The organism is Sphingomonas sp. CCH15-F11, from assembly GCF_001557005.1.
Taxonomy (GTDB): domain Bacteria; phylum Pseudomonadota; class Alphaproteobacteria; order Sphingomonadales; family Sphingomonadaceae; genus Sphingomonas.
Genome location: NZ_LSKG01000143.1, coordinates 47185 through 71347, shown reverse-complemented (window position 1 = coordinate 71347; position 24163 = coordinate 47185). Strand labels below are relative to the sequence as shown.

General features: G+C 68.1%; 23 protein-coding genes and 1 pseudogene. 16 read left to right on the top strand and 8 right to left on the bottom strand.

Going from position 1 to position 24163, the window contains the following annotated elements; translation table 11 throughout:
* Positions 1–31 precede the first annotated feature (31 nt).
* On the top strand, positions 32–562 hold the full coding sequence (locus AX709_RS14440) for a c-type cytochrome (protein ID WP_231726148.1): 531 nt from the start codon (positions 32–34) through the stop codon (positions 560–562).
* 95 nt (positions 563–657) lie between these two features.
* On the opposite strand, the gene AX709_RS18975 is transcribed toward AX709_RS14440, so the two are convergent.
* The 7 genes from AX709_RS18975 to AX709_RS14410 form a co-directional block, all read right to left on the bottom strand.
* Entirely contained in the window at positions 658–822 is a 165-nt protein-coding gene (locus tag AX709_RS18975) for a hypothetical protein (RefSeq protein WP_197417177.1), read from the bottom strand.
* 74 nt (positions 823–896) lie between these two features.
* A complete protein-coding gene (locus AX709_RS14435) occupies positions 897–1388 on the bottom strand; it encodes a TspO/MBR family protein (RefSeq protein ID WP_066482696.1) in 492 nt (163 codons plus the stop codon).
* Positions 1385–2590 (bottom strand): geranylgeranyl diphosphate reductase, encoded by a 1206-nt coding sequence (locus tag AX709_RS14430; RefSeq protein WP_231727540.1) that lies wholly within the window; start codon positions 2588–2590, stop codon positions 1385–1387. Before AX709_RS14430 ends, AX709_RS14435 begins: the two co-directional genes overlap by 4 nt.
* Entirely contained in the window at positions 2587–3921 is a 1335-nt protein-coding gene (locus tag AX709_RS14425; protein WP_066550389.1) for a BCD family MFS transporter, read from the bottom strand. The genes AX709_RS14430 and AX709_RS14425 overlap by 4 nt, the downstream gene beginning before the upstream one ends.
* Positions 3918–4820 carry a chlorophyll synthase ChlG gene (chlG, locus tag AX709_RS14420; RefSeq protein ID WP_066550387.1) on the bottom strand — a complete coding sequence of 301 codons (903 nt, stop codon included), beginning with the start codon at positions 4818–4820 and terminating at the stop codon, positions 3918–3920. Before chlG ends, AX709_RS14425 begins: the two co-directional genes overlap by 4 nt.
* Before the next feature lie 67 nt (positions 4821–4887).
* Entirely contained in the window at positions 4888–6255 is a 1368-nt protein-coding gene (ppsR, locus tag AX709_RS14415) for a transcriptional regulator PpsR (RefSeq protein ID WP_231727539.1), read from the bottom strand.
* Between the two features lie 98 nt (positions 6256–6353).
* Positions 6354–6941, bottom strand: coding sequence for a cobalamin B12-binding domain-containing protein (locus tag AX709_RS14410; protein WP_197432040.1), 588 nt, complete (start codon positions 6939–6941; stop codon positions 6354–6356).
* 56 nt (positions 6942–6997) lie between these two features.
* On the opposite strand from AX709_RS14410, the gene AX709_RS14405 reads away from it, so the two are divergent.
* From AX709_RS14405 to hemA, 15 genes are all read left to right on the top strand, one after another.
* Positions 6998–7264: a hypothetical protein gene (locus AX709_RS14405; RefSeq protein WP_156454284.1), complete on the top strand. Its 267-nt coding sequence runs from the start codon at positions 6998–7000 to the stop codon at positions 7262–7264.
* Between the two features lie 225 nt (positions 7265–7489).
* The gene (gene bchF, locus AX709_RS14400) at positions 7490–8014 is read left to right on the top strand and encodes a 2-vinyl bacteriochlorophyllide hydratase (RefSeq protein WP_066550375.1); all 525 of its coding nucleotides are present in this window, start codon (positions 7490–7492) and stop codon (positions 8012–8014) included.
* Positions 8011–9309, top strand: coding sequence for a ferredoxin:protochlorophyllide reductase (ATP-dependent) subunit N (locus tag AX709_RS14395; protein ID WP_066550373.1), 1299 nt, complete (start codon positions 8011–8013; stop codon positions 9307–9309). Before bchF ends, AX709_RS14395 begins: the two co-directional genes overlap by 4 nt.
* Before the next feature lie 118 nt (positions 9310–9427).
* A complete protein-coding gene (gene bchB, locus AX709_RS14390) occupies positions 9428–11014 on the top strand; it encodes a ferredoxin:protochlorophyllide reductase (ATP-dependent) subunit B (RefSeq protein ID WP_066550370.1) in 1587 nt (528 codons plus the stop codon).
* Positions 11004–14669: a magnesium chelatase subunit H gene (locus AX709_RS14385; RefSeq protein WP_066550367.1), complete on the top strand. Its 3666-nt coding sequence runs from the start codon at positions 11004–11006 to the stop codon at positions 14667–14669. The genes bchB and AX709_RS14385 overlap by 11 nt, the downstream gene beginning before the upstream one ends.
* A gap of 13 nt (positions 14670–14682) precedes the next feature.
* Complete coding sequence (bchL, locus tag AX709_RS14380) at positions 14683–15573, top strand: ferredoxin:protochlorophyllide reductase (ATP-dependent) iron-sulfur ATP-binding protein (RefSeq protein WP_066482721.1); 891 nt, start codon at positions 14683–14685, stop codon at positions 15571–15573.
* A complete protein-coding gene (gene bchM / locus AX709_RS14375) occupies positions 15573–16259 on the top strand; it encodes a magnesium protoporphyrin IX methyltransferase (protein WP_066482723.1) in 687 nt (228 codons plus the stop codon). The genes bchL and bchM overlap by 1 nt, the downstream gene beginning before the upstream one ends.
* Positions 16256–17677: a BCD family MFS transporter gene (locus tag AX709_RS14370; RefSeq protein WP_066550365.1), complete on the top strand. Its 1422-nt coding sequence runs from the start codon at positions 16256–16258 to the stop codon at positions 17675–17677. Before bchM ends, AX709_RS14370 begins: the two co-directional genes overlap by 4 nt.
* Positions 17678–17688: 11 nt before the next feature.
* Positions 17689–18462, top strand: a complete 774-nt coding sequence (puhA, locus tag AX709_RS14365; RefSeq protein WP_066550363.1) for a photosynthetic reaction center subunit H — start codon at positions 17689–17691, stop codon at positions 18460–18462.
* Entirely contained in the window at positions 18459–19100 is a 642-nt protein-coding gene (gene puhB / locus AX709_RS14360; RefSeq protein ID WP_066550359.1) for a photosynthetic complex putative assembly protein PuhB, read from the top strand. The genes puhA and puhB overlap by 4 nt, the downstream gene beginning before the upstream one ends.
* Entirely contained in the window at positions 19097–19567 is a 471-nt protein-coding gene (gene puhC / locus AX709_RS14355; protein ID WP_066482735.1) for a photosynthetic complex assembly protein PuhC, read from the top strand. The genes puhB and puhC overlap by 4 nt, the downstream gene beginning before the upstream one ends.
* The gene (locus tag AX709_RS14350) at positions 19564–19857 is read left to right on the top strand and encodes a hypothetical protein (RefSeq protein WP_197417176.1); all 294 of its coding nucleotides are present in this window, start codon (positions 19564–19566) and stop codon (positions 19855–19857) included. The genes puhC and AX709_RS14350 overlap by 4 nt, the downstream gene beginning before the upstream one ends.
* The gene (acsF, locus tag AX709_RS14345; RefSeq protein ID WP_066482737.1) at positions 19854–20930 is read left to right on the top strand and encodes a magnesium-protoporphyrin IX monomethyl ester (oxidative) cyclase; all 1077 of its coding nucleotides are present in this window, start codon (positions 19854–19856) and stop codon (positions 20928–20930) included. The genes AX709_RS14350 and acsF overlap by 4 nt, the downstream gene beginning before the upstream one ends.
* Positions 20927–21703: a putative photosynthetic complex assembly protein PuhE gene (gene puhE, locus AX709_RS14340; RefSeq protein WP_066550356.1), complete on the top strand. Its 777-nt coding sequence runs from the start codon at positions 20927–20929 to the stop codon at positions 21701–21703. The genes acsF and puhE overlap by 4 nt, the downstream gene beginning before the upstream one ends.
* A gap of 15 nt (positions 21704–21718) precedes the next feature.
* Positions 21719–22939, top strand: a complete 1221-nt coding sequence (gene hemA, locus AX709_RS14335; protein ID WP_066482741.1) for a 5-aminolevulinate synthase — start codon at positions 21719–21721, stop codon at positions 22937–22939.
* Between the two features lie 166 nt (positions 22940–23105).
* Here the strand turns inward: hemA and AX709_RS18325 are convergent.
* Positions 23106–23836: pseudogene (locus AX709_RS18325) on the bottom strand (IS5 family transposase).
* Positions 23837–24163: the final 327 nt, after the last annotated feature.

The window sequence follows — 24163 nt, the reverse complement described above, 5'->3', positions numbered from 1 at the left end:
GGGGACGGCAGCTGAAACAAGGAGTGAGCGGATGAACGCACAGCAGTTGAAGCGGACCAGCCTGATGTCGATGGGCGTCGCAGCCACCGCGCTGACCCTCGCGGCATGCGGTGGGGGATCGCAGACTTCCGAACCCACCCCGGCGCCGACCGCGACCGCGACCGTCGCGACCCCCACGCCGGCCGCAACACCGACGGCTGCTGCCGCGCCGACCGTCGACAGCACCGATACGCTCGACGGCACCACGCTCGCGAGCCTGACGGGCGACGCGGCGGCGGGTCAGAAGGTCTTTGCCGTTTGCAGCACCTGTCACGCGGTACAGGCGGGCGTAAACAAGATCGGGCCCTCGCTGGCCGGGATCGTCGGCCGCGCCGCCGGCACGGTCGAGGGTTACAGCTACTCGACCGCCAACAAGAACAGCGGCATCACCTGGAGCAAGGAAAAGCTGTTCCAGTATCTCGAAAAGCCGCAGCGCGTGGTGCCTGGCACGAAGATGGCCTATGCCGGCCTGACCGATGCGCAGAAGCGCGCCGATCTGATCGCCTATCTCGACACACTGTAATCAAAACGATCGTCGCCCCGGCGGAGGCCGGGGCGCTGGCCACCCGTGCACACCCTTTGCCAGCGGTCCCGGCCTTCGACGGGACGACGCGGGTGTCAACGCTGCCTGAGATCCGCGAGGTGGGCGGGGAATGACAGCAAGAGCGGCAGCGCGATCAATGGCCAAGCTTCGCCGGTCAGCGCGTTGCGAACCGCGACCAGCATCAGCGCGCCGGGCAGCAGCCGCAGCGCGGCTCTGCGCGGTGCCCAGCCGCCCCTCATTACCAGCCACAGATATTCGATCGCCAGTACGACGAGGATGAGGTCGACGGCGTGACCGCTGGCGAAGAACGCGCTCAGCCGAACGGCCCGTTCAGCGCCACGATCTGCCAGTTGAGCGCGCCGGCAACCGCGACCCAGCCGAGATAGGGCAACAGCAGCAGCGCCGCCGCCGAGGACCGCCGCGCGCAGAACAGGATCATCGCCAGGATCGACAGGCCGAGCACGATCACTTCGACCGCGGCCCAATCCGGCCGCTCGAGCCGGAAGAACAAAAAGCTCCACAGGATATTGAGGAAGCCGTTGAGCGCGAACAGGCCGATGAAAATCTCGCTTTCGCTGCGCGTATGGATCGCGCGCCACGCGGTGACGCTGGCCAGCGCGGTGGTCATGAAGATCGCGGTCCACGCCACGCCATAGATCGAATCCGGCGGCGCCCATGCCGGCTTGGCGAGGCTGCGATACCACGGACCGATATCGGTCATCGTACTGCCGACGATCGCAACGAACAACGCCGCCAGCGCCGCAATGATGACCGGGACGACCCACGCACGGCCCAGCGCGGTCATGCCGCCGACCCCAGCAGGTGGCGCAGGTCCTTCCAGAAGATACGCACGTGCGCCATCGGCTTACGCCTTACGAGCTTCTTGTTCATATAGGCCTGCCAGGTCAGCGTCTGGACATCGGGGTCCTTGCAGATTTCGACGAAGCGTTCGCGGCGTTTGTCGTTCCTGTACCAGAAATACTGCATGATCCCGAGGATCCAGAACACACGGCCATGGTCGCGCATGAAGCGGCGGCGCGCGGTTTTCAGCGCGCTTGCCTTGCCTGTCGCCAGGAACAGGTCGACTGCCTCGCCGGCAATGCGCCCACACGCCATGGCATAATAGATCCCTTCGCCCGACGACGGCGCGACCACGCCGGCGGCATCGCCCGCCACGACGGTGTCGATGCCGTTGTCCCACCGCCGCAGCGGCTTCAACGGAATCGGCGCGCCCTCTCGGCGGATCGTCTCGCAGCCATCGAGCCCGGTCTGGTCGCGCAGCCGGTCAATCGCGTCGCGCAGCGGAAAGCCCTTGTTGGCGCTGCCTACCCCGACGCTGGCAGTGTCGCCATGCGGGAAGATCCAGGCATAGAAATCGGGCGAAAGGTGGCCCTGATAATAAACGTCGCAGCGGTCGGGATCGAACACGTCGCTGGCGACGGCGGGCGACTTCACGATCTCGTGATAGGCGAAAACGCACGGGACCTTGTCCGCGCCCTTGACCGTGGCGCGCGCGACCTTCGATCGGGCGCCGTCGGCGCCGATGACGCTGCGTGCGCGCACCCGCACCGGATCGCCGCCGCGTTCGCCACGATAGACGATCACCGCGCATCCGTCGCTGTCGCGCTCGATCGACTCGAACGTGCCGGTGCGGCGTTCGGCACCCGCCAGCGCGGCGCGGGCGCGCAGCCATTCGTCGAACACCTCGCGATCGACCAGCCCGACAAACCCGTCGCCGCACGGCATGTCGACGGTCATGCCCGATGGCGCAATCATCCGCGCCGCCCTGGCGCGCGCGACGAGCAGATGTTCGGGAATCTCGAAATCCTGGATGGCGCGCGGCGGGATGGCGCCGCCGCACGGCTTGATGCGGCCGGCGCGGTCGAGCAGCAGCACGTGGCGGCCCTGTCGCGCCAGATCCGTCGCGGCGGTCGCGCCCGCCGGCCCGCCGCCTACGACGACGACGTCGAAATCGGCGGATCGGCGATCAGTCGGCATCTGCTTCATCGCGCCAGCTCCCGTGAATGATAATCGATAGAGGCCGTTCGTCCGGGCATCGTCCGGCCGATCGCCAGCGTGGCGGCGACCACGAACAACGCCGCTTCGGCGGCGAACACCAGCATGAAGGCGCGGCCGTCGTCGCCGATCAGCGCGCGTCCGCGGTCGACCGCGACCGCGCCGAGCAGCCCGCCAGTGCCGAACGCGATCGCCTGTGCCGCGCCCCACACGCCCATGCGCACCCCGGCGCGGCCGTCGCCCGCCGCACCCGCCAGCGCCATCATCGTGCCGATCGCCGCGACCGCGAACACGCCATTGGCAAAGCCCAGCAGCGCGACGTTGCCCGCCAGCGGCCAGGCGCCGCCGCGCAATGCGGCGAGCGCCAGTCCGGCCAGCGCCAGCGCGGACGCGACGCAGCCGCCGACGATCCAGCGTCGCAGCCCGTCGGCGCTGCGCCCGCCAAACGCATTGGCACCGACGCCGACCAGGATCATGCCCGCCAGCACGCCGCCATGCTGCACCCCGGCAAGCTTGGTCGACTCGCCCGGTGTGAAACCAAAGACCAGCCCCGCAAAGGGCTCGAGGATCATGTCCTGCATCGAATAAGCGAGCATCGACATGAAGACGAACAGGGTAAAGCGGCGCGCGTCGGCGCTGACCCACATCGCCCGAATCGCCTGGGGAAAGCTTTCGTCCGACGCCGCCTCGGCGGGCGCGATCAAATGCCCCCGCTCGATCCCCGCGACCGCAATTCCCGCGACGACGAACGCGACCAGCGCTACGCCGCTCACCACCAGCGCCAGGCGCGGCAGCGAAAACGGATCGATCAGCGATCCCGCGACCCCGGCCGAAACGACGATGCCCGCGACCATCATGATCCAGGTGATCGCCGCCGCCGCCGATCGCCGTTCGGGCGCGACGCGCACGGCGAGCAGCGCCAGGAGCGAGGTGCCGGCCGCGCCGACCCCGGCCCCGATCAGCGCGAAGGCTGCGGCTGCGCCGACAAGTGCCGCAGATGAGCCGGTGGCCAGCCAGGGGACCAGGTCGACCGCGGCCAGCACGCCCAGCGCCAGCACCCCCATTCCACCGATGATCCACGGCGTCCGCCGTCGCCCGCGATCCGATCCGTGCCCCCAAAGCGGGCGGGTCAGCTGCACCGCATAATGCCAGGCGACGAGCCCGGCGGGCAGCGCGGCGGGCAGCGCATATTCGACGACCATCACCCGGTTGAGGAGCGACGTCGCCAGCATCACCATCGCGCCGATCGCGCTTTGCACCAGCCCCAGCCGGACGATGCCGAACCAGCCGAGCGGCGGCGCGGTGCCGGCGGACGCGCTCATATCACGCCGCCCAGGCCAAGCGCGGCGGCGAGCATGCCGAAGACATAGGCGCTGATGCCGGTGCCGTTATACCAGGGCGTCTTGCCGCGGGGATCGCGCAGCAGCACGCGCATGAAGCCGATCTGGGCGAGCGTCAGCGCCGCGACGATCGCGGCAGACAGCATCAGGCCCCAGGCGATGAGCAGCGCAATGACCGCCAGCTGGGGGGCCAGCATCACTGCGCAGGCGATCCGCGCGGCGCGATCGACGCCCAGCATTGCGGGCAGCGACCGCACACCCGTGGCAAGATCGCCCTCCACCGCCTTGAAATCGTTGAGCGTCATGATGCCGTGCGCGCCCAGGCTGTAGAGCAGCAGGACCGCCAGCACCCGGCCATCGGGCAGTGCGCCCGCCATCACCGCCGCCCCGGTGAACCAGGTCAGCCCCTCATAGGACAGCGCGACTGCGCCCGGCCCCCAGACCGCGTTGACCTTAAGCCGCAGCGGCGGTGCGCTGTACGCCCAGGCGAGCACGAGGCCGATGGCGGTCGCGCCCAGCACCCACGGACCGGTCGCCGCCGCGACCGCGAGCGACAACAACGTACCGATGCACGCGATCCACAAACCCCATCGCCCGGCGATGCGGCCCGACGGGATCGGCCGGTCGGGCTGATTGATCGCGTCGACATGACGATCGAACCAGTCGTTCACCGCCTGACTCGTGCCGCAGACCAGCGGGCCGGTCAGCGCGATCCCCGCGATCAGGAAGGGCCAGCGGTCGACGATCGGCACCCCGGAAGACACGACCCCGCACATGAACGCCCACATCGGGGGAAACCAGGTGATCGGTTTGAGCAACTCGACCACGTCGCGCACCGCGGGGGCCGGGGCGGCAAGCGGTCGGGTGGACGAATGAGCCATGGCGCGAGCCTATGCCCGACCGGCAAAAGCGTCAAATCAAATTGACACTTTGACTGTACGCAAATGGTTACTCGGCGTCGGGAACCAAGCTGCCAAGCCCGTGGCGGTGCAGCTTTGAATAGAGACTCTGGCGGCTGACGCCCAGCATCTCGGCCGCGGACGCACGGTTGTCCGACGTGTAGTTCAGCGCGGCCTCGATACACAGTCGCTCGATGAGATCGGTCGACTCGCGCACGATCTCCTTCAGCGACATGCGTCCGACCAGGTCGGTCAGCTGCTCGACCGAACGCGGCATCTCGATGCCCGCGACCGGCGTTTCGCGCAGCCGGCGGGCGACGGGGCGGATCGTGAAGCCGAACTGGCGATCGCCGCTCTCCGACGTGACGCAAACCCCAGAGACCTCAACCTCCTCCTCCGAACCGAACGCACCGCGCATGATGGTCGTGGCATTGCGCACCAGGCCATGTTCGCGCAGCTGGCGCGCCAGCAGGTCGGCATCGATGCCGGGCCGCCCCAGCCATTCGCCGATCGGCTGGCCGATGATCCGGCTCGCGGACGGCACCTCGGCCAGGTCGACAAAGGCGGTGTTGGCAGCGAGCACCGCCAGATTGGCATCGGCGAGCACGAAGGCGTCGGGCATACGTTCGATGACATCGCGCAGCCGGTCGACGCCGCCCTGCGCGCCCTCCCCGCGCTCGCCCGGATCGATCCGGAGCAGCAGCAGCGCCATGCGGGCCTGGCGGAACAGCGTCGCGTTCAATTGCGCCTGTCCGGCGCCCTTGCGCAGCGTCACGCCGATCGGTGCCAGCGTCGCGGCTGCTTCGGCCGCGCCCAGAAAAGCGATCAGCCGCTCGCGATCGGCCGCCTCAACGATGACGCCGGCAGGCTGATCGGTCAGCGCGCCCTCCTTCATCCCCAGAATGACATGCGCGGCGGCATTGGCCTCGCGAATCCGCCGCGTCGCCGCGTCGACGATCAGCACGGGCTCGTGCGCCATGTCGAAGAGCAGACGGTAGCGCGCCTCGGCCTGGCGCAGCCGGATATAGTCGCGCTCCAGCGACTGCTGGGTCTGGAGCAGGCGTTGCTGAGTCGCCGCCGCCGCGCGAAGCTCGCGCCCGATCGCGATCAGGCGCCCGCCATCGCCCAGCCGCATCGTCAGATAGCGGACCGGCACGTCGCCATTGGGCGTCCGGTGCGTGACCTGGCGCCAGCGCGGCGCCTCGCTGGTCGACGCCTGGCTCAACATTTCGTCGAGCTTGGGATGTCCTTCGATCTCGACCGTGTCGTGCCAGCGGGTCCCCTTCCAGCCGGTGATCCCCAGCTTGACGAGCTCGCGATCCGACACCGCCATGTCGAGGACCAAGCCGTCCGGGTCGAGGATCAGCGCGAGGTCGCCGACCGCGCCGAGGATGGCGGCGGCGGACTCGGCGCTCAAAGGCCCTGGATAAAGGTCCGGAGTCGAAAAACCGCTGGGCGCGGAAGGGGCGTGGTGCCTGTTCATTCTGCGCGCTCTGGCGCTCCCTCGTAAGCTACTCAGCCGTAACGTGCTTCACGCCTCCTTGCGCCAAGCCAGGTTTCGGCGACAGACAAAGCCATGCGCGCGTCGGGTGCGGTCGCATCCGCGCCGACACGCTGCGCCATCTGCGGATCCGTCAGGAAAACGGGTCCACCCACCATCACGCACAAGTGCGGATTGCGGGAAACGCTGCGCATCGCCTTGATCGCAGACGGCATGGTCGCCGTATGGCCGCTACAGCTTGCGGTCAATCCGACAAGATCAAACCATTCGTCGGCGACCCGTTCAACCAGCAGGCTGGTCGTCGCCTGGACCATGCGGTCGGTGACCCAGCCGCCACGCGCGAACACCTCCTCGATCACGATCGTCCCGAAGGTATGCTGATCGCCGGGCACCGACGCGAACAGCGCGCGCCGGCCCGTCTCGCGGCCATGCTCGATGGGCGCGCGCGCCGACAATTCGTGCACGACCTCCTGCAGGCGCCACAGTCCCATTGTCACGTCGACGAAGTCGAAACGGTCCTGCTCCCAATAATCGCCGAACCGGCGCGCGCTGGGGGACCAGCAGGTCGAGCAGCAACGCCTCGACGCTGATCCCGCGGTCAAGCAGTGCCTCGACCCGCGCGACCAGTTCATCAGCCTCGACCTGGAGGACCAGGGGGGTGAACGCGTCGATATCCGCGGGCATGATGCCCGGCGCGCCGGATGCCGTGGTTGCCGCCGACGTCGCCCGCGCGCGGACCGGATGCGCCATCAGCAGGCGGGGGATCACCTGGGATTCGATCAGCGCGGCCAGCGAAGCCTGGTCGGGCGGGGATGAAAGCAACTCGAGCGGCGCGCGCGCCTCCGCACTCGCGCGGGACCGGCGGCGGCGTCCGCCGTCACGCGGCGCGACCGGCGGCATGGGCTTACCATTGGAGTGGATGTAGGCCATTTCCGCGCTCTCCCTGAAGCTCGGGTCGATGTTTGTACAAACCTCGCGAAGCGCCACATTTTTGGAATCCCGCAGGGATCAAGCTACGCCTGTTTCGATCCCGCCACAACCCGCGAAATCGGGACCAAGTCGAAAAGTGTCATTTTTGCTTTACGTCTATTCTGTTTGACACTTTTCGCGTCGGTGCCATAATGTGCGCAACGACAAGAGGGCGTGAGGCATGCGGCCAGAGATTGGCTCGGCGGTGGAGGAAACGGCGGCACGCGGGTCGCTCTATACGCCCGAGCAGCGCCGGCGCCGCGATGCGAGCGTGTGGACGACGGTCCAGGCCGTGCTCGCCCCATTCCAGTTCGCGGTCTTCCTGGTCAGCCTGGCGCTCGTCGCCCGCTATCTGATCACCGGTGCCGGCGGGGACGTCGCCGCCGCATCGGTCGTGGTCAAGACGCTGACCCTCTACACCATCATGGTCACCGGCTCGATCTGGGAAAAGGTCGTGTTCGGCAAATGGCTGTTCGCTGACGCCTTCTGGTGGGAGGACCTGTTCAGCATGGCGGTGCTGGCGCTTCACACCGCCTATCTGGTCATGCTGTTCGCGGGCATCGGCTCGCCCGTCCAGCAATTCGCGGTCGCGCTGGCCGGCTATGCGGCTTATGTCATCAACGCTGGACAGTTTTTGTGGAAGCTGCGGGTCGCGCGGCTTCAGGGCAATAGCGAGTCGGGTGCGACGCTGGCGGTGGCACAATGAGCCCGCTCGCCCCCGTGCTCGCCCCGCCCGCCGGCACCGATTGTGCCCCCTCCGTACGCCCGGACGTGCTGCGCCAACGCGGCCAGCGCGAAGTCTTTTGCGGCCTGACCGGAATCATCTGGCTGCACCGCAAGGTTCAGGACGCGTTCTTCCTGGTGGTCGGCTCGCGCACCTGTGCGCATTTGCTGCAATCGGCCGCCGGCGTGATGATCTTTGCCGAGCCGCGTTTCGGCACCGCGATCATCGAGGAACGCGACCTGGCGGGCCTGGCCGACGCGAATGAGGAGCTCGACCGGGTCGTCGACCGGCTGCTCGCCCGCCGCCCGGACATCCGGATGCTGTTCCTGGTCGGGTCGTGCCCGTCGGAGGTCATCAAGCTCGACCTGTCGCGCGCCGCCGAGCGCCTGTCCGACAAGCATTCGCCGCAGGTCCGCATCCTCAACTATTCGGGCAGCGGGATCGAAACGACGTTCACCGAGGGCGAGGATGCCTGCCTCGCCGCGCTCGTCCCCACTTTGCCCGCGACTCGCGACGACTCGGCCGAGCTGATGATCGTCGGCGCGCTGCCCGATATCGTCGAGGACCAGTTTCTGCGTCTTTTCGTCGAGCTTGGCATCGCGCGCGTCCGCTCGCTGCCCGCGCGTCGGGCGGGCGAGATGCCGCCGGTCGGGCCGAACACCCGCTTCCTGCTCGCCCAGCCCTTTCTGGGCGCGACCGCTCAGGCGCTCGAGGATCGCGGCGCGCAGCGGATCGACGCGCTGTTCCCCTTCGGCGCGGAGGGCACGACCGCCTGGGCGCACGCCGCCGCGCAGGTGTTCGGCGTGGACGAGCTGCATTTCCGCCGCGTCGTGGCGCCGCTGCGCGAACGCGCCAAGCGGGCGATGGCGCATCAGCGCGAACGGCTTGAGGGCAAGCGGATTTTCTTCCTCCCCGACTCGCAGCTTGAAATCCCGCTCGCGCGCTTCCTCGCGACCGAACTGGGGATGATCCCGGTCGAGGTCGGCACCCCTTATCTGCACCGCCGCCATCTGGCGCGCGAGCTGGAGATGCTGCCCGCCACAACGCTGGTCAGCGAAGGCCAGGACGTCGACCGCCAGCTCGACCGCGTGCGCGCCGAGCGCCCCGACCTGACGGTCTGCGGCCTCGGCCTTGCCAATCCGCTGGAGGCGGAGGGGCTGACCACCAAATGGGCGATCGAGCTGGTCTTCTCGCCCATCCATGGTTTCGACCAGGCCGGCGACCTCGCCGAACTTTTCGCCCGGCCGCTGCGCCGGCGGGATGTGCTGAAGGTATGAGGAGGCTTCTCCTCGTCGCCCCGGCGCAGGCCGGTGCCGCTCGCCGAACCGGGCGCGCGCCAGGCTGTCCAGCGGCCCCGGCCTCCGCCGGGGCGACGGGGAAAGGGACGGCCACACCATGCAGCTGACCGTCTGGACCTATGAAGGCCCGCCGCATGTCGGCGCGATGCGGGTCGCGACGGCGATGAAGGGCGTCCATTATGTCCTCCACGCGCCGCAGGGCGACACCTATGCCGACCTGCTGTTCACGATGATCGAGCGCCGCAATGCGCGGCCGCCGGTCACCTACACCACCTTTCAGGCGCGCGACCTGGGCAAGGACACTGCCGAACTGTTCCAGACCGCCGCGCGCGAGGCCTATGACCGCTTCCAGCCGCAGGCGATGCTGGTCGGCGCATCCTGCACCGCCGAGCTGATCCAGGATGACCCCGCGGGGCTGGTCGCGGCGATGAACCTGCCGATCCCCGTCGTGCCGCTCGAACTGCCCAGCTACACCCGCAAGGAAAGCTGGGGGGCGTCGGAAACCTTCTACCAGATCGTCCGCACCATCGCCGATCGCAGCGTGCGCCCCGCCCCGCGCGAGGGCCGCCGGCCGCGCGCCAACCTGCTTGGCCCCACCGCACTCGGCTTTCGCCACCGCGACGACGTGGTGGAGATCACCCGGCTGCTCGACGCAATGGGCGTCGACGTCCATCTGGTCGCGCCGCTGGGCGCCAGCCCGGCCGACATCGCCAATATCGGCGCGGCCGATTTCAACGTGCTGCTCTATCCCGAAACCGGCGACACCGCGGCGCGCTGGCTGGAAAAGAACCTGAACCAGCCGACCGTGCGCACCGTGCCAATCGGCTATGGGGCGACTCGCGAGTTCATCGCCGAGGTCGCCGCGATTGCCGGCGTCGCGGCCGATGCCGACCAGCTTCAGTCGCGCCTGCCCTGGTGGAGCCGTTCGGTCGATTCAACCTATCTGACCGCCAAGCGCGTCTTCATCTTCGGCGATGCGACTCACGCGATCGCCGCCGCGCGGGTCGCTCGCGACGAGCTGGGCTTCGAGGTGGTGGGCCTGGGTTGCTACAATCGCGAGTTCGCCCGCGACCTGCGCGATGCCGCCAAGCTTTACGGCGTCGAACCGCTGATCACCGACGACTATCTGGAGGTTGAACAGGCGATCGCCGAACTGCAGCCCGAGCTGGTGCTGGGGACGCAGATGGAGCGCCACATCGCCAAGCGGCTGGGCGTGCCGTGCGCGGTCATTTCGTCACCCGTCCATGTCCAGGATTTCCCCGCGCGCTATTCGCCGCAAATGGGGTTCGAGGGCGCGAACGTGCTGTTCGACACCTGGGTCCACCCGTTGGTCATGGGGCTGGAGGAGCATCTGCTCACCATGTTCCGCGACGATTTCGAGTTTTCCGATGGCGCGGGCGCCAGCCATCTTGGGCATGGTCACAAATCCCCGCTCCCGCCGGCGGGAGGCGTCGGGGGTGAGCACTGCGCAGATGCCGAAACGCTCGCGGACAACCCCGACCCCAACCCCTCCCCTGCAGAGGAGGGGCTTTGGACCTCTGACGCCGAGCGCGAGCTCAGGAAAATCCCGTTCTTCGTGCGCGGCAAGGCACGCCGCAACACCGAACGCTTCGCCGCCGATCAGGGGCTGGCGGTGATCACGCTCGACACGCTTTACGACGCGAAGGCGCATTATGCCCGCTAGCGCCGCCCCCACCCCCGTGCGCGTGGTCATCATCACGCTGGACAATCACCTGTCGGGCGCGTGCCAGCGCGCGCAGGCGCAGTTCGACCGCACCCATCCCGGCGTCACCATCGGCTTCCACGCGGCCGCCGACTGGGATGATCAGCCGGGCGCGCTCGAAGCGGCGCGCGCCGACATTGCGCGCGGCGACATCATCCTGGTGACGATGCTGTTCCTCGAGGATCATATCCGCGCGGTGCTGCCCGATTTGCAGGCGCGGCAGGCGGCGTGCGACGCGATCGTCGGCCTGATGTCGGCAGGCGAGGTCGTCAAACTGACCCGCATGGGCGATTACCGCATGGACAAGCCCGCGACCGGGCCGCTGGCGATGCTGAAAAAGCTGCGCGGATCGGGCAAGCCGGGGGCAAGCTCGGGCAAGGGCCAGATGGCGATGCTGCGCCGCCTGCCCAAATTGCTGCGCTTCATTCCCGGCACCGCGCAGGACGTGCGCGCCTATTTCCTCACGCTGCAATACTGGCTGGCGGGTTCGGACGACAATGTCGTCGACATGATCCGCGCACTGATCGATCGCTATGCCGATGGCGATCGCCGCGCGCTTCGTGGCGGCATGAAGGCGGCGTTGCCGCGCGACTACCCGGAGGTCGGCGTCTACCACCCCGACATGAAGGACCGGATGGCACGCACCGTGTCCGATCTGCCGCGTCGGCGCGACGCCGTCGGCACGGTCGGCGTGCTGATGCTGCGGTCCTACATCCTGGCACGCGACTCGGCGCATTATGACGGTGTGATCCGCGCGCTGGAGGCCAAGGGCTTGAACGTCGTCCCGGCCTTTGCCGGCGGGCTGGACGGCCGCCCGGCGATCGAGACGCTGTTCATGCGCGGCGGCACCGCGACGGTGGATGCGGTCATCAACCTGACCGGGTTCAGCCTGGTCGGCGGCCCCGCCTATAACGACACCAAGCTGGCCGAGGAAATGCTGGCCAAGCTCGACCGGCCATATATCGCCGCGCATCCGGTCGAGTTTCAGACGCTGCAGGCCTGGGGCGCCAACCGCCAGGGGCTGCTGCCGCTCGAATCGACGATGATGATCGCGATTCCCGAGCTGGACGGCGGCACCAATCCGATGGTGTTCGGCGGGCGCTCGGACGGCGCGGAAACGCCCTGCACCGGCTGCGATCGCAACTGCACCTTCCCCACGAGCGGCGCGGTCCGCGCGATGGAAAGCTGCCCCGAACGTGCCGAGGCACTGGCCGCCCGCGTGCTCAAGCTGGTCGAACTGCGCCAGGCGCAGGAAGCCGAACGCCGCGTGGCCATCGTCCTGTTCAACTTCCCGCCCAATGCCGGTGCGGCGGGCTCCGCACAGTTCCTGGCGGTGTTCGAATCGCTCCACGCCACGCTCCGCCGGCTGGCGGATGAAGGCTATCGCGTCGACGTTCCCGCCAGCGTCGATGAGCTGCGCGACCGCATCCTCGCCGGCAACGCCGCGCGCTACGGCACCGAAGCCAACGTCCACACCCGCATCACCGCCGACACGATCGTGTCGACCGAGACCTGGCTCAACGAGATCGAGCGCGAATGGGGGCCCGCCCCCGGCAAGCTCCAGTCGGACGGCAGCGCGGTGCAGGTGCTCGGCGCGCAGTTCGGCAACGTGGTTGTCGGCATTCAGCCCGCGCTGGGGATCGAGGGCGATCCGATGCGGCTGCTGTTCAACGGCCGCTTTGCCCCGACCCATGCCTTTGCCGCCTTCTACCGCTGGCTGCGCGAGGATTTCCGCGCCCACGCCGTGCTGCATTTCGGCACGCATGGCAGCCTGGAGTTCATGCCGGGCAAGCAAGCCGGCCTGAGCGCGCAATGCTGGCCCGACCGGCTGATTGGTGACTTGCCCAACATCTATCTCTACGCCGCCAACAATCCGTCGGAAGGCGTGCTGGCCAAGCGCCGCTCGGGCGCGACGTTGGTGAGCTACCTCACCCCTGCGCTGACCCAGTCGGGCGTCTACAAGGGGCTGGCCGACCTCAAGGCGTCGGTCGAACGCTGGCGCGCGCTGCCGCCGGGCGACGAGACCGGCGAGATGCTCGCCGAACTGATCGCCGACCAGGCCGCCGCGATTGATCTGGACGGCCACGACATCCCCGCGCTCGCCGCGCGGCTCTATGAAATCGAGCGCGAGCTGATCCCGCAGGGGCTGCATGTCGCCGGCCAGGCCGCGACGCGCGAAGAGCGGATCGACATGGTCGCCGCCACCGCCGACAGCCGCGGCGAGCCGCTCGACCTGCTGACGGTCGAGGCGCTGGTCGACGGCCGGCTAAAGCTCGACACGCCGCTGCTCAAGGATCTGGCGGCGCTGAACACCGCGCTCGCCACGAACGCCGAGCTGGACGGCCTCGTCGCCGCGCTTGCCGGGCGCTATATCCATCCGGTCAGCGGCGGCGACGTGCTGCGCACGCCGGAAATTCTGCCGACGGGCCGCAACATCCACGGCTTCGACCCATTCCGCCTGCCCAGCGCCTTCGCGGTGCGCGATGGTGCGGAACAGGCGCAGCGGCTGATCGACCGCAGCCTCGCCGATTCCGGTCGCCTGCCCGAAACCGTCGCGATGGTGCTGTGGGGCACCGACAACCTCAAGAGCGAAGGCGCGCAGATCGCCCAGGCGTTGGCGCTGATCGGCGCGCGGCCGCGCTTTGACAGCTATAGCCGGCTGGCCGGGGCGGAGCTGATCCCGCTCGCCGAACTCGGTCGCCCGCGCATCGACGTGATCGCGACGCTGTCGGGCGTGTTCCGCGACCTGCTGCCGCTGCAGACGCGGATGCTGGCCGAAGCCGCGCTGCTCGCCAGCCAGGCCGACGAACCCGTCGAGATGAATTATGTGCGCAAGCACAGCCTGGCGCACCAGGCCGAGCATGAGTGCGGCATCGAAACCGCGGCGCTACGCGTGTTCTCCAACGCCGAGGGGGCCTATGGCGCCAACGTCAATCTGATGATCGACACCGGCGGCTGGACCGACCCCAACGAACTGGCCGACAGCTTCGAGCGGCAAAAGGGCTATGCCTATGGCGTCAAGGGCCAGCCGGTCCGCCAGGCGGAACTGCTCGCATCCGCGCTCAAGACCGTCGATTGCGCCTATCAGAACCTCGAGTCGGTCGAACTCGGCATCACCACCATCGACCAATATGTCGACGCGCTGGGCGGCATCAGCCGCGCCGTGACGCGCGCCAAGGGTGCCGCGGCGCCAGTCTATATCGGCGACCAGACGCAGGGCACCGGCAAGGTCCGCTCGCTCCAGGAACAGGTCGCGCTCGAAACCCGCACCCGGATCCTCAATCCGGTGTGGGCCGAGGGGCTGCTGCGCCACGGCTATGAGGGCGTCCGCGCGATCGAGGGGCATGTGACCACGACGATGGGCTGGTCGGCGACGACCGGCGAGGTCGACCCCTGGGTCTATCAGCGGATCAGCGAGACCTATGTGCTGGACGACGAGATGCGCGCGCGCATCGCCTCGCTCAACCCGCGTGCCGCCGCCCGCGTCGCCCACCGGCTGATCGAGGCGAGCGAGCGCAACTACTGGCAACCCGACGACGCAACTCTGGCGGCACTCCACGCCGCATCCGACGAGATCGAGGACCGCCTCGAGGGCGTGGTCGCGGTCGCAGCATAAGGAATAACGACGCATGGCACTTCTCGACCCCCCGGTACGCGGACAGGATGGCGAAGGCAGCGTCCAGGTTCGGCTCGACCCCGTCGACCGCATCGGCAACGCCAAGGTGATCGCCGTTTACGGCAAGGGCGGGATCGGCAAGTCGACCACGTCCTCCAACCTGTCGGCGGCGCTGTCGCTGCTCGGCAAGCGCGTGCTCCAGATCGGCTGCGATCCCAAGCATGACAGCACCTTCACGCTGACCAAGAAGCTGATGCCGACCGTCATCGACGTGCTCGAACAGGCCGATTTCCATCACGAGGAACTCCGCCCCGAAGACTATATGTTCGAAGGGTTCAACGGCGTGATGTGCGTGGAAGCCGGCGGCCCGCCGGCCGGCACCGGCTGCGGCGGCTATGTCGTCGGCCAGACGGTCAAGCTGCTGAAGCAGCACCACCTGCTCGAGGAAACCGACGTCGTCATCTTCGACGTTCTGGGCGACGTGGTGTGCGGCGGCTTTGCCGCCCCGCTGCAGCATGCCGAGCGCGCGGTGGTGGTTGCCGCCAACGACTTCGATTCGATCTTCGCGATGAACCGCATCGTCGCCGCGATCCAGGCCAAGGCCAAGAATTACGACGTGCGCATGGCCGGCGTGATCGCCAACCGATCGTCGCAAACCGACGAGATCGACCGGTTCAATGCCGCCACCGGCCTGAAGCGCCTGGCGCATTTTCCCGATCTGGATGCCATTCGCCGCTCGCGCCTCAAGAAATGCACGCTGTTCGAAATGGAGCAGACGCCCGAAGTGGAGGCGGCGTGCAACGAGTATAAGCGCCTGGCCGCGCAACTCTGGGCGGGCACCGACGCGCTTGCCGCGGTGCCGATGAAGGATCGCGACATCTTCGAGTTCCTGGGGTTCGAATGATGGGCAGCGCCACCTACTCACGCTATCGCGGCCAGCTCGAGACCTATTTCGACCGCACCGCGTCGAAAGCCTGGGAACAGCTGACGTCGGATGCACCGGTCAGCGGTATCCGCCGCACCGTGCGCGCGGGGCGCGACCGGATGCGCGCCACCCTGCTCGGCTGGCTGCCCGCCGACATGCGCGGGCTGCGCCTGCTCGATGCCGGCTGTGGCACCGGCGCGCTGGCGGTCGAGGCGGCTGAGCGTGGCGCGCAGGTGGTGGCGATCGACGTCGCCGGCAGCCTGGTTTCGATCGCGCAGAACCGCGCGCCGCGCCACCTCAATATCGAATGGCGCGTCGGCGACCTGCTCGACCCGGCGCTCGGCCGGTTCGACCATGTCGTCGCGATGGACTCGCTGATCCATTACCCCGCCTTCGACATTGTCGAGGTGCTCGACCAGCTGGCCGATCGCACCGCCGGGTCGATCGTCTTCACCTTTGCCCCCGCCACGCCGTTGTTGCGTGCGATGCACATGACTGGCAAGCTGCTGCCCGGCCAGGATCGCGCGCCCGCAATCGTGCCCGTCGCCGAACGCCTGCTCCGCACGCTGATCACCAGCGGGGCGCACGGCGCGCGTGTGGGCCGCACCGAGCGGATCGCGAGCGGCTTCTACACCAGCCAGGCGATGGAGCTGCTGCCGCGATGAGCCCGCGCGCCGCCTTCTGGACCCGGATCGGGACGCGCTTCCTGCCCTTTGCGGACGCGGCGACCGCCGAGCTGCCGCTCGGCCGGTTGCTGCGGCTCTCGCTGTTCCAGGTTTCGGTCGGCATGGCGATGGTGCTGCTGACCGGCACGCTCAACCGGGTGATGATCGTCGAGCTCGGCATGTCGGCGTCGGTCGTCGCGGCGATGGTTGCACTGCCCATCCTGTTCGCCCCGTTGCGCGCGCTGATCGGGCACAAGTCCGACCAGCATCGGTCGGTACTGGGGTGGAAGCGGGTGCCCTATATCTGGTTCGGTACGCTCCTGCAGTTCGGCGGGCTGGCCATTTTGCCCTTCGGCATCCTGGTGATGACGGGCGACGGCGCGGCACCGGCGTGGATCGGCCAGACCGGGGCCGCGATCGGCTTTCTGCTGGTCGGCGCGGGGATGCACATGACCCAGACCGCCGGCCTGGCGCTCGCCACCGACCTGGCGCCCGAGGCAAGCCGCCCGCGCGTCGTCGCGCTGCTGTACGTCGCGCTGCTGGCGGGCATGCTGCTCAGCGCGCTGCTGATCGGCCGGCTGCTCGCCGACTTCTCCCCCACCCGGCTGGTCCAGGTCGTCCAGGGTGCCGCGGTCGTCACCATGGTGCTCAACATCACCGCCTTGTGGAAGCAGGAAGCGCGCAACCGCACGGCCACCGCCGCCGATCGTCCACGCCCCGACTTCGCCAGCCTGTGGGCGGTCTATGTCGCCAATCCACGCACCCTGCGCCTGCTGACCGTCGTCGGGCTCGGTGCCGCGGCGTTCAGCATGCAGGACGTGCTGCTGGAACCCTATGGCGGCGCAATTCTGGGCCTGTCGGTGGCCGCGACCACGTCGCTGACCGCGCTTTGGGCGACGGGCATGATCGTCGGCTTTGCGCTGGCGGCGCGCGGGCTCGCGACCGGTGCGGATCCGTTGCGGCTGGCCGGCTATGGCGCGGTCGCTGGCATCGCGGCGTTCCTCGCGGTCTTGTTCGCCGCGCCGCTGGAGCAGGTGGTCCTGCTCGCGGTCGGCGCGACCTTTATCGGGCTGGGTGCCGGGCTGTTCTCGGTCGGCACGATGGTCGAGGCGATGGGGCTGGCGCGCGACGGACAGTCGGGCCTGGCACTGGGCGCGTGGGGCGCGGTGCAGGCGACCTGCGCGGGGCTTGCCATCGCGCTCGGCGCACTGATGCGCGACCTTGTCTCGACCGTCGCGGTCGCGCGCGATTTCGGCACGACGCTGGCGGCGCCGGCGACGGGCTACGGGTTTGTCTACTGCGTGGAAATCATCTTGCTGCTGGGCACGCTCGTCGCGCTCGGGCCGCTGGTCAACGGGCGCGACGGCACGCCCCGACCGGCCCCCGGACGCTTCGGGCTGGGCCAGTTTCCGATCTGAGGAGAAGGCCAATGGACGTTCAAATCAACGAGCACATCGACGTTGCGCTGATCACGCTCAACGCCTTTTTCCTCTTTTTCGTGGGGCTGATCATCTATCTGCGCCGCGAGGACCGACGCGAGGGTTTCCCGCTCGAGGACGAGATGACCGGCCGGCTCGACACGCTGGGCGGCCCGCTGCTCCACGGCGACACCAAATATTTCAAGCTGCCCTTCGGCCATGGCACGACGCAGGCCCCGGCGCACGGCCGCGAACCCGTCGACATCGCCGCGCGGCGCTTTGAACGCTTCCCCGGCGCGCCCTATGTCCCGACCGGTGACCCGCTGGTCGACGGTGTCGGCCCCGCCGCCTACGCCGATCGCGCCAAGCGTCCCGATGTCGACTGGGAAGGCCATCCGCGCATCGTGCCGCTGGGCGCGGCGAGCGAGTTCTGGATCGTCAAGAACGATCCCGATCCGCGTGGCATGCCGGTCGTCGGCGCGGACGGCAAGGTCGCCGGCACGGTTGGGGAGGTATGGATCGACAAGGCCGACCGCCTGATCCGCTATCTCGAGGTCGCGCTGGCCGACAGCGGCCGATCGGTGCTGGCACCGATGTTCATGGCGACGATCGAGCGCAAGCGCGGCCGCGTCGTCATTGACGCGATCACCGCCGCGCAGTTCGCCAACGCCCCGGAAGCCGGCGCGAACGGCACGATCACCCTGTACGAGGAAGAGCGCGTGTCGGCCTATTTCGGCGGCGGCTATCTCTATGCGACGCCGGCGCGGCAGGAGCCGTTCCTGTGAGCGAGTATGAGGGCGAGCCGATCCCCGGACTGCCGGGGCTGCTGCCGCCGGGCGAGCGCATCCTGTGGCGCGGCCGGCCGCAATGGCGCGCGCTCGCCCGCACCGCCTTTCACACGCGGCTGGTCGGCGGTTACTTCGCGGTGCTCGTGATCGTCGCCGCGATGACCGGCGGCGTGACAGGCACCGCGATGACCGCGACCGCCGGCGTGCTGGGCGTCGCGGTGCTGGCGCTGCTCGCCTGGGCATCGGCGCGCACCACGGTCTATACGCTGACCGACAAGCGGCTCGTCCTGCGGATCGGCGTGGCCCTGCCCAAGTGCATCAACCTGCCGCTCGCGATGATCGAGGCGGTCGATTTCGCCCCGCGCCCCGACGGCACCGGCGACATCGCGCTCAAGCTGAAGGGCGCGCCGCTGCTCGGTTATGCGACCCTGTGGCCGCACGCGCGAGCCTGGCACATCAACCGGCCCCAGCCGACGCTGCGCGCGGTCGGGGATGCCGAGCGTATCGGCGCGATGATCGCGCGCCAGTGCCTGACCGCGGTGCCGAGCGGGCAGATCACGCCGCCGCAGGGCATCATGGGCGTTGCCGGCAGCACGGCCGGCCATGGCGGGTTTGGCGAGGCGGCGGCGGCATGACCACGCACAGCCACGAAAACACCGTCCCGCAGGGTGCCCTGATCCTGGCCGGCGCGCTGGTCGCCTTCACCCTGGTGGCGACGGTGACGGTGCGCATGATCGGCCTGCCGCCCGCGGCGTCGCCGGTCGCGGAGCGCGCCGCCGCGCATGTCCCGATGGTCACGTCGCAGACGCTGCGCTTCGCCGACCGCGAAGATGGCGGCGTGGCGATCACGCGTGCCGATGGCCGGGTCACGTTGTTGCCGCGCGGCAGCAATTCTGGCTTCATCCGCGGCGTCATGCGCGGCTTTGCCCGTGACCGGCGGATGCGCGGCCTGGGTCCCGACACGCCGTTCGTCCTCGCCGCCTGGGCCAATGGCGGCCTGTCGCTGACCGACACCGCGACGGGACGCAGCGTCGAGCTCAACGGCTTCGGCATCGACAATCGCGCCGCGTTCATGGCGCTGCTCGCCCCGGAGGCCAAATGATGTTCGCGCGCGCCCGTTTCGATACGCCGTGTCGCATCGACATCGAGCATCATGACGAGGCGTTTCACGCGCATGTCGAGCTGGACGGCGACATCGCCATCAATCCGGGCGACCGCGTCATCGTCCATGGCGATCCGATCATCGTCCCGTTCGGCACGGGCGGCAGCTTTCGCCGCACCGCGACGGTGGAGCGCGCCACCGCGATCGAGCGTCTGTGGACCCGTTTCGTCGGTCATTTCGAGATGACCGAGCTCTACGAAGTCAGCTTTTCCCCGCGGAGCGCATCATGAACGCCATCAGCCCGATCACGCCCGCCCCGGGCCATGCCCCCGACACGCTGGCGATCGCCACCGAGAACACGGTGTTGTCGCCGCGCTTCTACACCACCGATTTCGACGCGATGGACCGGCTCGACGTCTCGTCGGTGCGCGCCGAATGGGACGCGCTGATCGCCGAGATGGTCGCCGACCCCAACAAGCGGCATTTCAAGCGCACCGAAGCCTTCAACGGGGTCATCGAAACGCTGCCCGACGGCCTGCGCGAGGAGTTCGTGGATTTCCTGGTCAGCTCGATGACGTCGGAGTTCTCGGGCTGCATCCTCTATGCCGAAATCGCCAAGCGGGTGAAGAATCCCGACATCAAGCAATTGATGCGCCTGATGAGCCGCGACGAGAGCCGCCATGCCGGCTTCATCAACGACACGCTCAAGGATGCGGGGATCGGCGTCGACCTGGGCTTCCTGACCAAGGCCAAGAAATATCATTATTTCCGGCCGAAGTTCATCTTCTACGCGACCTATCTGTCCGAAAAGATCGGCTATGCGCGCTACATCACCATCTACCGCCACCTGGCGCGTCACCCGGAGCTGCGCTTCCACCCGATCTTCAACTGGTTCGAGGAATGGTGCAACGACGAGTTCCGCCATGGCGAGGCATTCGCGCTGCTGATGCGCGCCGACCCCAAGCTGCTGGCCGGACACAACAAGCTGTGGATCCGCTTCTTCCTCGTCGCGGTCTACGCCACCATGTATGTGCGCGACCATAACCGGCCGGAGTTCCACAAGGGGCTGGGCGTCGATCCGACCGAATATGACCTCCAGGTGTTTCGCACCTGCTCCGAAATCACGCGCCAGGTATTTCCGGTGGTGCTCGATACCGATGCGCCGGGCTTCCGCGCCGGCCTCGAAGCGATGCGGCGGGCGGCGGCGCGGATTGACGAGGGCCGCGCGCAGGGCGGCATCGCCGGCGCGTTCAAGCGCGTGACCGGCGTCGCGTCGGCGGCGACCGGTTTTGTCCGGCTTTATCTCCATCGCACGCGGCGCAACGAGTTGCCGGCACAAACGCGTCTGGTCCCGGCCTGGTGAGCCTGCCCCCGCTCCTCTTTGCGCTGTTCATGTGGTTCGTCGGCACCGGCGCGGTCGTGTGGCTGGACAGCCGCCCGCGCGCGACGTTCCGCACCAGTTTCCGGCTGGCCGGGCTGGTCGCGCTGGCGGCGATGGCGGTCGCGGGGTGGAGCGCGGGCGATGCGTCGCCGTCCGCCGCCTATATCGGCTTTTCATGCGCGATCCTGATCTGGGGCTGGCACGAGATGGGGTTCCTGATGGGCTTCGTCGCCGGACCGAACCGCCTGCCCTGCCCGCCGGGCACGACCGGATGGGCGCGCTTTCGCCTGGCGACCGGCACCGTCATCCATCACGAGATTGCGCTCGCCGCCAATCTGCTGGCGCTGGTCGCGCTGAGCTGGGGCCAGCCCAATCAGGCCGCCGCGCTCACCTTTGCGCTGCTGTTCGGCATGCGGCTGTCGGCCAAGCTCAACCTGTATCTGGGCGTCGCCAACCTGTCCGACGAGATTTTTCCGGCGCATCTCGCCTATCTCAAAAGCTATTTCGGGGCACGGCCGATCAACTGGCTCTACCCCTTCTCGATCGTGGGCGGCACCGGGATCGCCGTCTGGGCCTGGCTGGCGGCGGAAAGCGCGTCGGGGGGCATGGCGATCACCTGCACGCTGCTCGCCGGCCTGGCCGTGCTGGGCGTGGTCGAGCATCTGTTTCTGGTCCTGCCGCTGCGCGACGGGGCAATGTGGCGCTGGTTTTCAGCGTCGAAACCGCCGGTCGTCGTACCGGCCAAAAGTGAATAAGGTGGGGAGGCACGCATGAACTACGAGGCATTCTTCCAGGGCGAGCTCGATGTGCTGCGCGAAGACGGGCGCTATCGCATCTTCGCCGAGCTGGAGCGAAAGGCCGGCAACTTCCCCCACGCGCACCGGCATGTCGACGGCGACATCAGCGACGTGACGGTGTGGTGCTCGAACGACTATCTGGGCATGGGCCAGCACCCCGACGTGCTGAGCGCCATGCACGAGACGATCGACAGATGCGGCGCCGGCGCCGGCGGCACGCGCAACATTTCGGGCACGACGCATGCCCATGTCGTGCTGGAGCGCGAGCTCGCTGACCTGCACGGCAAGGAAGCGGCGCTGCTGTTCACCTCGGGCTATGTCTCCAACTGGGCCGCGCTCGGCACGCTGGCGGCGCGGCTGCCGAACTGCGTCGTGCTGTCGGACGCGCTCAACCATGCCTCGATGATCGAGGGCATTCGCCACAGCCGCGCCGAACGCCAGGTGTTCCGCCATAACGATCCCGAGGATCTGAACCGCCGCCTGGCCGCGATCGAGCCCGGCCGGCCCAAGCTGGTCGCATTCGAAAGCGTGTATTCGATGGACGGCGACATCGCGCCGATCGCCGAAATCCTGGACGTGTGCGAAGCCCATGACGCGATGAGCTATATCGACGAAGTCCACGCCGTCGGCCTCTATGGTCCGCGCGGCGGCGGCATCGCCGAACGCGAAGGGCTGATGGACCGGATCACCGTGATCGAAGGCACGCTGGGCAAGGCGTTCGGGGTGATGGGCGGCTATATCGCGGCGTCGCACGCATTGTGCGACTTCGTGCGCAGCTTTGCCTCGGGCTTCATCTTCTCGACCGCACTGCCACCGGGCCTGGCCGCCGGGGCAACCGCCAGCATCCGCCATCTCAAGGCGAGCTCCGCCGAGCGCGAGGCGCATCAGGAGCGCGTCGCTTATGTCCGCCGCCGCCTGTCCGCGCTGGGCATCCCGACGATCGACAACCCCAGCCACATCATTCCGGTGATGGTCGGCGATGCCAAGAAGTGCAAGATGATCAGCGACTGGCTGCTCGAGCATCACGGCATCTATGTCCAGCCGATCAACTACCCGACCGTGCCCGTCGGCACCGAACGGCTGCGCCTCACCCCGTCGCCGGTCCACAGCGACGGCGACGTCGACAAGCTGGTTCGCGCGCTGAGCGAGATCTGGTCGCACTGCGAACTGGCACGCCGCGAAATGGCGGCCTGAAGGTGCGCGAGATCGCGTTGGACCCCTGAAAAGGGGTTCACGCGAAGGCGCGAAGGCGCGAAGTCTAGGTTCTCGCAGAGGCGCAGAGGGCGCGGAGAATATGTGCGTCGCCCCGGCGAAGGCCGGGGCCGTTGGGTGAACGGGCACCAGGCCGAGCCGCTTGGGACTAGGCCGTAGACTCATAAGCGCGAAGCCACAGCCGCATTGAGGCGAGCTGGACCATCGCGAGGAAGTTGGCAGCGAGCTTGTCGTAGCGGGTGGCAACGCGGCGGAAGTGTTTCAGCTTCGAGAAGAACCGCTCGATGAGGTTGCGCTCACGGTAGAGCCGCTTGCTGAAGCAGGGCTTCCAGCGCCGATTGCTCTTAGGCGGGATGTTGGGCGTCGCGCCCTGGTCCTGGATCAGGTCGCGGATGCGGTCGGCATCGTATGCCTTGTCCGCCAGCACGATGGTGCGTGGCCCGAGGTGGTCGAGCAGCCGGTCAGCGATCTGGCCGTCATGGGTCTGACCTGCCGCCAGGCCGAGCCGGATCGGGAGCCCCTGCGCATCGACGACGACGTGGATCTTGGTCGTGAGCCCGCCGCGCGATCGACCGGGACAGTGATCTGCACCCCCATTTTTGCCGTCGCGGCCTGCTGGTGGGCGCGAACGGAGGTGCTGTCGATCATCTGGATGTCGCCTTCGTGGGCGGCGGTGATGGCGTCCATCAGTCGGTCCCATACGCCCGCCTTCCGCCAGCGAACGAAGCGATTGTAGCAGGTGGTGCGCGGGCCATAGCGCTCCGGCAGATCGCGCCACGGTGCCCCCGATCGCAGCACCCAGAAGATGCCGTTCAGCACGCGACGATCGTCAACGCGCGGAACGCCTCTCGGCTTGTTGGGCAGCAGCGGCTCGATCACGCGCCACTCGAAGTCGGTCAGATCATATCGGCTAATGCCGAGCTTGAATCACGGCAAGCGGTGTTAGGGAAGGATGGAGTTTACATTTGCCAGCGCTGTATCTCGCGATACCGACGAACCAAGTTGAACGGGAGCAACGTCAGCCACGCCCAGGGTGGCAGTAGAATGAGCGTAAACACCGCGGCAAAGCCGAGAGACATCGGCAGATCGAATGAGCGCATGTCTACTGCTGTCATGCCCGTAGCCCAGAGAACAAGTATGACGGGAGCCGCCGACCAGATGCCGATCAGAGTGAAACGCCACCGCGAGCGCGGCAGAAGGCCGAGC